Annotated in this window: 13 protein-coding genes and 1 tRNA gene; 6 read left to right on the forward strand and 8 right to left on the reverse strand. The window is 69.2% G+C overall.

Annotated elements, in window-relative coordinates; all coding sequences use genetic code 11:
• Positions 1-20 precede the first annotated feature (20 nt).
• From AUC47_RS03315 to AUC47_RS03325, 3 genes are read right to left on the reverse strand one after another with little or no spacing between them, the layout of a single operon-like run.
• Complete coding sequence (locus AUC47_RS03315; RefSeq protein ID WP_096713809.1) at positions 21-1,379, reverse strand: aldehyde dehydrogenase family protein; 1,359 nt, start codon at positions 1,377-1,379, stop codon at positions 21-23.
• On the reverse strand, positions 1,376-2,128 hold the full coding sequence (locus AUC47_RS03320) for a gamma-glutamyl-gamma-aminobutyrate hydrolase family protein (protein ID WP_096713810.1): 753 nt from the start codon (positions 2,126-2,128) through the stop codon (positions 1,376-1,378). Before AUC47_RS03320 ends, AUC47_RS03315 begins: the two co-directional genes overlap by 4 nt.
• 1 nt (position 2,129) lies before the next feature.
• Positions 2,130-3,485 carry a glutamine synthetase family protein gene (locus tag AUC47_RS03325; RefSeq protein WP_096713811.1) on the reverse strand — a complete coding sequence of 452 codons (1,356 nt, stop codon included), beginning with the start codon at positions 3,483-3,485 and terminating at the stop codon, positions 2,130-2,132.
• Positions 3,486-3,643: 158 nt separating this feature from the next.
• Here AUC47_RS03325 and AUC47_RS03330 point away from each other — a divergent pair, with 158 nt between their 5' ends.
• Entirely contained in the window at positions 3,644-5,191 is a 1,548-nt protein-coding gene (locus AUC47_RS03330; protein WP_096713812.1) for an amino acid permease, read from the forward strand.
• A 22-nt stretch (positions 5,192-5,213) separates the two neighbouring features.
• On the opposite strand, the gene AUC47_RS03335 is transcribed toward AUC47_RS03330, so the two are convergent.
• Positions 5,214-5,486: a metal-sensitive transcriptional regulator gene (locus AUC47_RS03335; RefSeq protein ID WP_096713861.1), complete on the reverse strand. Its 273-nt coding sequence runs from the start codon at positions 5,484-5,486 to the stop codon at positions 5,214-5,216.
• Positions 5,487-5,579: 93 nt separating this feature from the next.
• Here AUC47_RS03335 and AUC47_RS03340 point away from each other — a divergent pair, with 93 nt between their 5' ends.
• Together AUC47_RS03340 and AUC47_RS03345 are read left to right on the forward strand one after the other, a co-directional pair.
• The gene (locus tag AUC47_RS03340) at positions 5,580-6,857 is read left to right on the forward strand and encodes a DUF445 domain-containing protein (protein ID WP_096713813.1); all 1,278 of its coding nucleotides are present in this window, start codon (positions 5,580-5,582) and stop codon (positions 6,855-6,857) included.
• A gap of 11 nt (positions 6,858-6,868) precedes the next feature.
• Entirely contained in the window at positions 6,869-7,783 is a 915-nt protein-coding gene (locus AUC47_RS03345) for an agmatinase family protein (RefSeq protein ID WP_096713814.1), read from the forward strand.
• A gap of 60 nt (positions 7,784-7,843) precedes the next feature.
• On the opposite strand, the gene AUC47_RS03350 is transcribed toward AUC47_RS03345, so the two are convergent.
• The 4 genes from AUC47_RS03350 to galU all read right to left on the reverse strand — a co-directional run bounded on the left by AUC47_RS03350 (position 7,844) and on the right by galU (position 10,467).
• Positions 7,844-7,916 (reverse strand) — tRNA-Ala (locus tag AUC47_RS03350).
• Between the two features lie 51 nt (positions 7,917-7,967).
• Complete coding sequence (locus AUC47_RS03355; RefSeq protein WP_096713815.1) at positions 7,968-8,840, reverse strand: hypothetical protein; 873 nt, start codon at positions 8,838-8,840, stop codon at positions 7,968-7,970.
• A gap of 81 nt (positions 8,841-8,921) precedes the next feature.
• The gene (locus AUC47_RS03360) at positions 8,922-9,533 is read right to left on the reverse strand and encodes a GNAT family N-acetyltransferase (RefSeq protein ID WP_096713862.1); all 612 of its coding nucleotides are present in this window, start codon (positions 9,531-9,533) and stop codon (positions 8,922-8,924) included.
• A 46-nt stretch (positions 9,534-9,579) separates the two neighbouring features.
• The gene (gene galU / locus AUC47_RS03365; RefSeq protein WP_096713816.1) at positions 9,580-10,467 is read right to left on the reverse strand and encodes a UTP--glucose-1-phosphate uridylyltransferase GalU; all 888 of its coding nucleotides are present in this window, start codon (positions 10,465-10,467) and stop codon (positions 9,580-9,582) included.
• Positions 10,468-10,506: 39 nt separating this feature from the next.
• Between galU and AUC47_RS03370 the strand changes: the two genes are divergently transcribed.
• The 3 genes from AUC47_RS03370 to mscL are packed head-to-tail and all read left to right on the forward strand — an operon-like array spanning position 10,507 to position 11,841.
• Entirely contained in the window at positions 10,507-11,103 is a 597-nt protein-coding gene (locus AUC47_RS03370) for a 5-formyltetrahydrofolate cyclo-ligase (RefSeq protein ID WP_096713817.1), read from the forward strand.
• A 15-nt stretch (positions 11,104-11,118) separates the two neighbouring features.
• Entirely contained in the window at positions 11,119-11,391 is a 273-nt protein-coding gene (locus AUC47_RS03375; RefSeq protein WP_096713818.1) for an FmdB family zinc ribbon protein, read from the forward strand.
• Between the two features lie 24 nt (positions 11,392-11,415).
• Positions 11,416-11,841 (forward strand): large conductance mechanosensitive channel protein MscL, encoded by a 426-nt coding sequence (mscL, locus tag AUC47_RS03380; RefSeq protein WP_096713819.1) that lies wholly within the window; start codon positions 11,416-11,418, stop codon positions 11,839-11,841.
• The last annotated feature ends 1 nt before the right edge of the window (position 11,842 follow it).

An 11,842-nucleotide genomic window follows, 5' to 3' on the forward strand; every position in this document is an offset into this window, starting at 1 on the left:
TGTCGGGGCGGATGCCGCGGTCAGTCGTCGGTCGCGAAGAAGACGTTCTTCGTCTCGGTGAAATGCTCGGCCGCGTCGGGTCCGAGTTCGCGGCCGAGGCCCGAGGCCTTCATGCCGCCGAACGGGGTGGCGTACCGCACGGACGAGTGCGAGTTCACCGACAGGACTCCGCTCTGCACGCCGCGCGAGACACGGACGGCCCGACCGAGGTTCCGCGTCCACAGCGAGCCCGCGAGTCCGTAGATCGTGTCGTTCGCGAGACGGATGGCGTCGGCCTCGTCGTCGAACGGCATGACGGCGACGACCGGGCCGAACACCTCCTGCTGCGCGATCCGGTCGCCGGGGTCGGCGAGCACGACGGCCGGCGCGAACCAGAACCCGTCGCCCTGCGGGGCGCTGCCGCGGAACGCGATGTCCGCTCCGTCGAGGAACGACGCCACGGTGTCGCGGTGACCGGCGGAGATGAGCGGCCCCATGTCGGTCTCGGTGCTCGACGGATCCCCCACCCGCCACGCCGCCACTGCGGGTTCGAGCAGTTCGAGGAACCGGTCGTACACCGAGCGCTGCACGAGCAGGCGACTGCGCGCGCAGCAGTCCTGCCCGGCGTTGTCGAACACCGAACCGGGCACGGCGGCGGCGGCCCTCTCGAGGTCGGCGTCGTCGAACACGATGTTCGCGCTCTTGCCGCCCAGCTCCAGGGTCACGGGCTTGAGCGCCCGCGCGCATGCTGCGGCGACCTCGATCCCCACCTCGGTCGACCCGGTGAAGACGACCTTGCGGACGTCGGGATGTTCGACGAGCCGCTGCCCGACGACCGAGCCCGAGCCCGTCACGACCTGGAACAGTCCCTCGGGGAGGCCCGCTTCGAGCGCGAGCTGACCGAGACGGATCGCGGTCAGCGGGGTCAGCTCGGCGGGCTTGAGAACCACGGCGTTCCCCGCGGCGAGCGCCGGCGCGAACGCCCAGGCGGCGATGGTCATCGGGAAGTTCCAGGGGACGATCACGCCGACCACGCCGTACGGGTCGTGGAACGTGACGTCGAGCCCGCCCGCGACAGGGATCTGCCGACCGGACAGCCGCTCCGGGTCGGCGGAGTAGTAGTTGAGAACCTGCGCGACGTGCGCGGCCTCCCAGCGGGCCGACCCGATGGGGTGCCCGGAGTTGCGCACCTCCAGCTGCGCGAGCTCCTCGGTCGCGCCCTCGACGGCCCTGGCGAACGATCGCAGCGCATCGGCCCGCGCGACGGGTGCGAGTGCGGCCCAGCGACGCTGCGCGGCGACGGCGCGAGCGATCGCGGCGTCCGTCTCCCCCGCGTCAGCGCACGGCACCTCGCGGATGGCTGCGCCGGTGGAGGGGTCGATCACGGTGAAGGCGCTCATCGGGCGCTCTCCTTCCTGCGCGCGGCGAACGCGCGCGCCTGCGAGACGAGGTCGGCGAAGAGACGCCGGTCCTCGGCGTTCTCCTCGGGATGCCATTGCACGCCGACGACATGGCCGCCGTCGGTGTCGACGAACGCCTGCACGAGGCCGTCGTCGGAGTGGGCGGCTGCGACGAGACCTTCGCCGAGTCGGTCGATCCCCTGATGGTGATAGCTGTGCACCGTCATGTCGCTCTCGCGGATGATGTCGGCGAAGGGCGTGTCCTCCGCGATCTCGACCTCGTTCTCGGCGTACACCCCGCCGCCGATGCGGTACTTCTCGGTGCCGAGCGACTCGGGCAGGTGCTGCTGCAGCGTGCCGCCACGGGCCACGTTGACGAGCTGCAGTCCGCGGCAGATCGCGAGCACGGGGATGCGGCGACGCTCCGCCGCACGGAACAGGGCGAGCTCCCACGCGTCGCGGTCGACCCGTGCCGGGTCGGTGAGCGGATGCCGCTCCTCGCCGTAGAGCTCGGGCGCCACGTCCGCTCCGCCGGAGAGGACGAGACCGTCCATCCCGGCGATCGCCGCGTCCGCAGCATCCGGATCCTGCGGAGGGAGGAGCAGCGCGATGCCGCCTGAGTCGGTCACCCCGGTCAGGTACTGCTCGGGGAGGAACGCCGCCCTGACGTCCCACACCCCCTGCTGCGCGCGCTCGAGGTAGGTCGTGACGCCGATGATCGGCGCGCGGCCGGATCCCTCGGCAGCCACGTCAGAGTCGTTCGAAACCACGGATGCGCTCCCAGTCGGTGACGGCTGCGTCGTAGGCCTCGAGCTCGATGCGCGCCTGATTGAGGTAGTGGTCGACGACGTCGTCGCCGAATGCCTGTCGTGCGATCGTCGATTCGCGGAACAGCTGTGCGGCCTCGCGCAGCGTGGTCGGCAGGTGGTCGACGGCGTCCTCGTAGGCGTTTCCGGTGAAGCGCTCGGGAAGGGGCAGCTCGTTCTCGATGCCGTAGAGCCCGCCGGCGATGATCGCCGCGATGCCGAGGTAGGGGTTCACGTCGCCGCCCGGGACGCGGTTCTCGACGCGCAGCGCCGATCCGTGTCCGACGACGCGCAGCGCGCAGGTGCGGTTGTCGATGCCCCAGGCGACTCCGGTGGGCGCGAAGCTGCCCTTCGCGAAGCGCTTGTACGAGTTGATGTTCGGCGCGTAGAGCAGCGTGAACTCGCGCAGAGTGGCGAGGATGCCGGCGATCCAGTGCTCCATGACGGGACTGAAGCCATGCTCGCCGTCGCCGGCCATGACCGGCGCACCCGACCGATCGCGCAGCGACAGGTGGATGTGGCAGCTGTTGCCCTCGCGCTCGTTGAACTTGGCCATGAAGGTGATCGCCTGCCCGTGCTTGCCCGCGATCTCCTTGGCGCCGTTCTTGTAGATCGCATGCTGATCGGCCGTCTCGCGCACCTCGGCGTAGCGGAACGCGATCTCCTGCTGCCCGAAGTTGCACTCGCCCTTCACGCCCTCGCAGTACATGCCGGCGCCGTCCATGCTGTTGCGGATGTCGCGCAGCAGCGGCTCCATGCGCGTCGAGGCCAGCAGGTTGTAGTCGACGTTGTAGTCGGTCGCGGGGGTGAGCCCCTCGTACTTGCGGGCCCAGGCGTCGCGGTAGGTGTTCTCGAACACGATGAACTCGAGCTCCGTGCCCGAGTAGCCGGTCCAGCCGCGCTCGGCCAGCCGGTCGCGCTGCCGGTCGAGAATCGCTCGCGGAGACGGCCCGACCGGCTCGCCGTTCTGCCAGACCAGGTCGGCCATCACGAGCGCGGTGCCGTCGAGCCACGGGATGCGGCGCAGCGTCTCTGCATCGGGTCTCAGCACCATGTCTCCGTAGCCGCGATCCCAGCCCGACATCGCGTAGCCGTGGACCGTGTTCATGTCGACGTCCACCGAGAGGAGGTAGTCGCAGGCCTCGGCGCCGTGGTGCAGGATGTCCTCCTGGAACAGCCGCGCCGACACGCGCTTGCCGACGAGTCGGCCCTGCGCGTCCGCGAAGGCGACGATCACCGTGTCGATCTGGCCGGCGGCGATGCCGGCGTCCAGCTGGTCGATGCTCAGATTGCCCGACATCCCACGCTCCGTTCTCCTGCGGTGAAGCGATCGGCCGATCGGCTTCGCCCTCAGAGTAGATGACCTCGTCGTTTAAAGGTAGACGAAACCACCATTGACTGTCACAATCATCCGCAAGGCGCACACCCGGTGCCGGCACGCGAGCGAGCGGAGAGCGGATGTCTGGTCAGAGCAGTGAGTCCCGCAAGGTCGCCGGGGCGACCTATACCCGGGCGGGGAGCGAGTACTTCGAGAAGCGGACCCTCAAGCGATCCGCCGGCGTCTGGGGGCTGTGGGGCCTCGCGGTGGCCGCCGTCATCTCGGGCGACTTCTCGGGATGGAACTTCGGCATCGACTTCGCCGGCTTCGGCGGGATGCTGATCGCCTTCGTGATCCTCGTGATCATGTACTACGGCATGATCTTCTCGATCGGCGAGATGGCCGCGGCGATGCCGCACACCGGCGGCGCATACTCCTTCGCCCGCTCGGCGATGGGCCCCTGGGGCGGCCTGGTCACGGGAGCCGCCGAGACGATCGAGTACGTCGCGACGACTGCCGTGATCGTGTATTTCTCGGCATCGTACGCCAACGGGATCACGAGCGAGCTGCTGGGCCTCGTCCTGCCGGGGTGGGTCTGGTACCTCATCCTCTACGTCGTCTTCATCGCCCTGAACTCTGCGGGCGCCGCGATCTCGTTCCGCTTCGCGATCGTCGTGTCGGTGATCTCGATCGGCATCATCCTCGTGTTCTCGGCGATGGCCCTGTTCTCCGGCGCCTTCAGCTGGGACGCACTGTGGGACATCGCCCCCGACGAGGGCCAGTCGACGTTCCTCCCCCACGGCGTGCTTCCGATCCTCTTCGCACTGCCCTTCGCGATGTGGTTCTTCCTCGGGATCGAAGAGCTGCCTCTGGCCGCCGAGGAGTCGCACAACCCGACCCGCGACATTCCGAAGGCCGGCTTCTGGGCCCGCGGCACGCTCATCGTGACCGGACTCCTGGTGCTGTTCCTCAACACCGGGGTGATCGGCGCCGAGGCGACCGGTACGGCCGGAGAGCCGCTGCTCGACGGATTCCGCGCGATCGTGGGCGACCAGCTGGCCGCCGTGCTCGCGCTGTTCGCCCTGATCGGTCTGCTCGCCTCGCTGCAGGGCATCATGTTCGCCTACGGCCGCAACATGTACTCGCTGTCCCGCGCCGGCTACTACCCGCGCTTCCTGTCGCTCACCGGCAAGCGGCAGACGCCGTGGGTCGCGCTGGTCGTGGGCGCGGCGATCGGCTTCGTCGCCCTCATCGTGCTCGACGTGCTGGCCGCGCTCGACGCGGAGGGCGCGGGGACCGTCGCCGGTGCGATCGTGCTGAACATCGCCGTGTGGGGCGCGGTGCTCGCCTACGCCCTGCAGCTGATCTCGTTCATGATCCTGCGGCGCAAGTACCCGAACGTCGACCGCCCCTACCGCAGCCCGTGGGGCGTACCCGGTGCGGCGATCGCGCTGGTGATCGCGGCGCTGATCTTCCTCGGGTTCCTGCTCAATCCGACGTTCGGCCCCGCGATCATCGCCATCGCGATCGTGTACGTGGTGATCCTGCTGGGCTTCGGGCTGTTCTTCCGGCACCGGCTCGTGCTCTCCCCGGAGGAGGAGTATGCGCTGTCCGGCGGCTCGCACGGCGACCCGCAGGCCGAGGGCTACGACGCCATGGAGGGAGAGGTGTTCGGCGGCGGTCGCTAGATCGAGCGGTGCGCCGGGGCCGTCACTTGCTGCTGAAGTCGAACGCCTTCAACAGCTCGTCGACGGCCTTGTCGCGCTCGTCGCCGCCCTCCTCGAACATGTGCGTCACGTGCGTGCGCAGGTGGTTCTCCAGCAGGAGGCGATTGAGGGACTCCAGCGAGCGCTGGATGGCCCTGGACTGCGTGATGATGTCCATGCAGTAGTCCTCGTTCTCGATCATCCGCGCGACGCCGCGCATCTGACCCTCCAGGATGCTGGTGCGGTGCAGGGCGCGCTTCTTGATGTCTTCGATCACGCTTCGAGCGTACGCGCCCCAGGCGCCCATGCGCTCGCTCCTGTACGGGTTCAGGACCGCTCTCCACGCCGCTGCGCGTGAAAGGATGACGTCATGCCGCGAACACCGATGGCGCTGCTCTCTCCCGCCGACCAGGAACGACGCCTCGCGCTGCGTCGGATGAAAGCCGTCGCGCTCGGCGCGCTGATCTTCATGGCCGTGCTGTTCGTGATCGCGTTCTGGCTGCAGGAGCGTCAACCCTTGCTCGCCTACGTGCGCGCGGCGGCCGAGGGCGGAATGGTCGGCGCGCTCGCGGACTGGTTCGCCGTGACGGCGCTGTTCCGTCGTCCGCTCGGGCTGCCCATCCCGCACACCGCGATCATCCCGAGCCGCAAGGACGAGATCGGCCGCACGCTCGGCGAGTTCGTCGAGACGAACTTCCTCGAGGGATCGGTCGTGCGGGCGAAGCTGTCGACCACCGCGATCGCGCGGCGCGGCGGCGAGTGGTTGCGCGAGCCTCAGCACGCCGAGCGCGTCGGCGCGGAAGGGGCGACGATCGCCACCGCCGTCCTGAACGCCCTGAGCGACGACGACGTGCGCGACCTCATCACCGACCTCGCCCGCGAGCATCTCGTCTCCCCGGAATGGGGGCCGCCCGCCGGCCAGTGGCTCGAGAAGATCGTCGAGGCTGACGCTCATCAGGGTGCCGTGGACCTCGCCGTCGACACGGTCGGCCGCTGGCTCGACGCGAACGCGGCCTCCTTCTCGGGACTCATCTCGCGCCGACTCCCCGGCTGGGTGCCGAAGCTCGCGCACCGCTTCGTCGACGACACCGCCTACAACGAGGCGGTGAAGTTCGTCCGGGCTGTGCACGACGACCCGAGACACCCCGCGCGCGTCGCGATCGACGGATACCTCGCCCGGCTCGCCGACAATCTGCAGAACGATCCGGCGACGCGCGAGAAGCTCGAGAACGCGAAGGCATCGCTGTTCGACAGTCCCCGCGTCGGCACGCTGGCTGCCGAGGCGTGGAACACGGCGAAGAACGGACTCCTCGCCTCGCTCGCCGACCCCGAGAGCGGTCTGCGCCGACGCGCCGTGCAGGCGCTGCAGGAGGTCGGCGAGAGGCTGGCGACGGATGCCGCGCTGCAGGGTCGCGTCGACACCTGGGTCTCCGATGCGGCCGTGTTCCTCGTCGACCGCTATCGGCACGACATCGCGTCGATCATCACCGACACCGTCGAGCGCTGGGATCCCGCCGAGACGACCGAGAAGATCGAGCTGATGGTCGGTCGCGACCTGCAGTACATCCGCCTCAACGGCACGGTCGTGGGCGCCCTCGCGGGCCTCGCGATCTTCGCGATCGCGCACGCACTCATCCCGGGCGCCTGACAGGAGCAGCCATGGCCCTCTCACACGATCCTCTCTGGCCCCGGGCCGGCTCCTGGCCCGCCGTCGACGGAGAAGCGGACGCCGTCCTGCTCGGCGTTCCGACGTGGCGCACCTCGCTCTCGCCGACCGGTGCGCACGCGACGCCTGCGGCGATCCGGGAGGCGCTCCCCCGCTACGGCACGACCGTGCTCGGACCGCCGATCGTCGACCTCGGGGAGATTCTGAGGATCGCGGATGCCGGCGACATCGCCGAACCCGACGGCGACGAGGGCGAGGCCGAGACCATCGCCCGCGTGCGGGAGCTCTCCGAGGACGCCCGACTCGTGATCGCTCTGGGCGGCGACAACTCGCTCACCTACCCCGTCGCTCTCGGTTCGCGGGCCACGGGCCTCATCACGTTCGACGCACACTTCGATCTGCGCGACGGCGTCTCGAACGGCACACCCGTGCGTCGTCTCGTCGAAGACACCCCGAAGGGCTCGACGGTCGACACGACCCGCATCGATCCGTCGAGAGTCGTTCAGATCGGCATCGCGGACTTCGCGAATTCGGCCGCCTATGCGCGGCGCGCGGCGGAGTGGGGCATCCGCGTCATCACACTCGACGAGGTACGACGGCGGGGCGCCGCCGACGTCGTGGTGGAAGCGCTGGAGATCGCGGGGTCCGGCGACGCGGCCCGCGTTCACCTCGACATCGATGTGGACGTCTGCGATCGCTCGGTCGCCCCCGGGTGCCCGGCGAGCGTGCCAGGCGGACTGGCCGCGTGGGAGCTGCGTGCGCTCACGAGAGCGGTGGCCGCCGACGACCGTGTCGTGAGCGCCGACCTCGCGGAGGTCGACGCAACGGCCGACGCCGAGGACGGGCGGACCGTCAGGCTCGCTGCATTGTGCGTGCTGGAGCTGCTGGCGGGTCTCGCTTCGCGCTGAGCACTGCAGACCTCCGCAAAGACGAAGGTCCCCCGGGCTGACCGGGGGACCTTCTCACGGTGGACCTAAGGGGATTCGAACCCCTGACCTCCTCGATGCGAACGAGGCGCGCTACCAACTGCGCCATAGGCCCGTGAACCTCCACTACGTTATCACGCTCGACGAGGTGGCTGCGTCCGCGGGGTCACCCCGCAGCCCTCTTCGCGAGCAGTTCCCGCACGTGTGCTTCGATCTCCGCATCGTCGACGAAGCCCATCCGTGCGTACGGCGACGCCGCAGCGGCCGCCGGCTCGCTCTGCCGCGCGGGAAGGCGAACGGGAGCCTCGGGCGCCATGCGCTCTGCGCGCTCGCGCAGCTCCGCCAGGCGGGTGGCCTTACGGAGCTCCTCCTGAGCGTCCATTTCGGCGCGTGCCGTCTGAGCGCGGGAACCGGTCACCGACACGAGCGGCTCCGGCAGGTGACGGGGGGTCCAGGTGGCGCGCCCCTGGTCGTGGAGGGGCGGCGACACGCGTTCGCGCACCTCCATTTCCTGGTGCGCCGCTGTTCGGCGGACGGCACGACCGGCCACCGACGCCATGCGCTGCAGCAGCACCGCACCGATCAGGACAGCCGCCCCGCCCACCCACAGCAGGAGCTGCGCCTGAGCGGCGATGAACTGCCAGACCCCGAGGCCGGTCACGACGAGTCCGAGAAGCACGAGAGACGAGGAGGCGATCCGCACCCGCCGACGCGCGCGGGCCTGTCGCACCACCGGGTCGGCCTTGGCGGCGGCGAGCTGCTCGCGGAGCACGGCGAGCTCCGCCGCCTCCTTCTCCGACTGGAGCCGCTTGGCGAGCTTCTGCTGCGCGAGTGCGGTGCGTGCGTTCAGCTCGAGGCGAACCTCCCCGGGCGTCTCGCTGGTCTCGGCCAGCACTCGGAGGGCTTGATTGAGGCGAACGGCGTTGCGCTCGGCGGCATCGTACTGGAAGCGCCCGCGCCAGGAGGGCAGCAGATACAGCAGCCACAGGAGCACGGCGACGAGCACGATCACTCCCCCGCTCAGCACCGGCCCGTCCATGTCGACAACGGTACGGGAACACCGTTCGCGCGCGCGCTCAGTGAGGGCGCGTGTCGCGAGCGGATTCGCCGTGATCCGGGATCAGATCGACAGGCGGTCGGTGGGCGGCACGTCCGCCGCGTGCACCGGAACCTGACCGTTCAGCCATCTGGCGAGCACACCCTGCGGCACGTCCTCCCGTGTCAGCGCGAAGGCGTAGTGATCGCGCCAGTCACCGTCGATGTGGATGTACCGGCGCCGCAGGCCCTCGTATCGGAAGCCGAGCTTCTGCACGACGCGCAGGCTCGCCGCGTTCTCCGGACGGATGCAGATCTCCATGCGATGCAGTCCGTACTCGGTGAAGCAGGCGTCGGTCGCGAGCGCGACGGCCGTCGGCGTGACTCCCCGACCGGCGAAGCGTTCACTGACCCAATAGCCGATCGTCGCCGAGCACAGCGACCCTCGAGCGACGCCCCACACGTTGAGCTGACCAGCGATCTCTCCGTCGTACTCCATGACGAAGGGATACCCTCCGCCGTCGCGGTACTGCTGCAGGAGGCGGCGGATGCTGAGACGCATGTCGAACGACACAGAGCCGTGAGGCACGGTGGCCTCCCACGGCTGCAACCAGGCGCGGTTCGACAGCAGCTCGTGCTGCAGCGGCCGCGCGTCCCGTGATCGGACCAGGCGCACTTCGATCGGGCCGTGCCGCATCCCCGTCGCCTGATCCATCAGAATGCTCCCGACGCCCACGTCGCGCCTAGAGGCGTTCCGCGAAGTCCTTCAGCCAGGGCCGAAGCTCGGGCCCGAGGTCGTCACGGTCGGAGGCGAGCTGCACGATGGCCTTGATGTAGTCGACACGGTCTCCCGTGTCGTAGCGCCGCCCACGGAAGATCACGCCGGCGACCCCGGGACCGTTCGGGTCGGTCGCCAGTTCCTGCAGCGCGTCGGTCAGCTGGATCTCGCCGCCCTTGCCCGGCTCCGTGCGCTCGAGCACGTCGAATACGGATGCCGGCAGCACGTAGCGGCCGATGATGGCGAGGTTCGACGGGGCGTCCTCCTGTGCGGGCTTCTCGACGAGACCGGTGACGCGCACGGCATCCGATCCCTCGAGCTCCTCGACGGCGGCGGCGCCGTACATGTGGATGTTGGCGGGGTCGACCTCCATGAGGGCGACGACGGCCGCACCGGTGCGCTCATGCTCGGCGATCATCTCGGTCAGCAGCGGGTCGCGCTCGTCCATGAGGTCGTCACCGAGCAGCACCGCGAACGAGCTGTCGCCGACGTGAGTGCGCGCGCGGAGCACGGCGTGCCCGAGGCCCTTGGGCTCGCCCTGACGAACGAAGTGGATGTCGGCGAGGTCGCTCGACTTCATGACGCGCTCGAGGCGCCCGGTGTCGCCCTTCTCCATGAGCTTCACCTCGAGCTCCGGCACCGAGTCGAAGTGGTTCGAGATCGCGTTCTTGTTGCGCCCGATGATGACGAGGATGTCCTCGATGCCCGCATTCGCCGCTTCCTCGACGACGTACTGGATCGCCGGCTTGTCGACGACGGGGAGCATCTCCTTCGGCATCGCCTTCGTCGCCGGCAGGAATCGTGTTCCCAATCCGGCTGCGGGGATCACGGCTTTCATCTTCTGGGTGCCCATCCCCTCAGCCTAGCGGGCGCACCGCCGTAGACTCTGAGCATGGCGAACGACGTCGAGCACGAGAAGCGCGCACTCCGCGCGGAACTCCGCGAGCGGCGACAGCTGCTGAGCGATGCACAGCGCGAGAGCGCGGCATCCGCCATCGCCGAACGGCTGGACGACCTCATCGCCGAGCTCGGCGCCGCGTCCATCTCGTGCTTCCTGTCGACCACGACCGAACCGGGCACCAGGGAGTTCGTGAAGGCGGCCGTGCGCCGAGGCATCCGCGTGCTGCTCCCCGTCACCCGCGCGGACGGACTCCTCGACTGGGCCGTCGCGAGCGACGACGACGAGATCTCCGAGGGCCTGTTCGGACTGCCCGAGCCCACCGGCGAGGTCCTCGGTCCGATCGCCGTCAACGACGTCGATCTCATGATCATCCCCGCCGCAGCCGTCGACCGCACCGGCATGCGCATGGGGTGGGGTCGCGGCTACTTCGACAAGACCATCGGCTCGATGGAGAAATGCCCTCCTGTCTACGCCGTGATCTATGATTCCGAGGTGCTCGACTCCCTGCCGCGCGAGGTGCACGACCAGCCGGTGAACGGTGTCGTGACACCGACCCAGACTCTTCTCCTGTCGCCGACGCGACGCTGACCGACGAGGACCCCCATGCCCACCTACGCCTATGCCTGCCGCTCCTGCGGCCACGCCTTCGACGCCGTGCAGAGCTTCTCCGACGACGCGCTGACGGTCTGCCCTGAGTGCGGAGGCGAGCTGCGCAAGCAGTACGGATCGATCGGCGTGACCTTCAACGGATCCGGCTTCTATCGCACCGACTCGCGAGGCGGCTCTGGAGCGAAGAAGGATGCTTCGGCATCATCGAAGTCTGAGTCGTCATCGAGCACGACCGCGGCGCCTGCTGCGGCACCCGCCTCTTCCTGACGCACGACCGATCGGAGAACTCTCATGCTCAAAGGCTTCAAGGACTTCCTGCTCCGCGGCAACGTGATCGACCTGGCCGTCGCCGTCGTGATCGGCACGGCGTTCACGGCGATCGTCACCGCCGTCGTGAACAGCCTCATCAATCCGCTCGTGGCCCTCTTCTTCGAGGCCGACGCCGCCGGCGACTTCGGCCCGACGGTGAAGAACATCTACGGGAACGACGTCACCTTCCCGCTCGGCGATCTGATCTCCGCGGTCATCAGCTTCCTCGCCGTTGCCGCGGTCGTGTACTTCGTCTTCGTGCTCCCCATGAACACGTTCAAGGCCCACGTCGAGGCGCGCAAGGGCACCCCGGCCGAGGAGCCGCAGGAGGAGCCGGCAGCGGCGACCGAGACCGAGCTGCTCATCGAGATCCGCGACCTGCTCGCGCGCAACAGCGCCCGGGAGTGAT

The organism is Microbacterium sp. SZ1 (assembly GCF_002362255.1).
Taxonomy (GTDB): domain Bacteria; phylum Actinomycetota; class Actinomycetes; order Actinomycetales; family Microbacteriaceae; genus Microbacterium.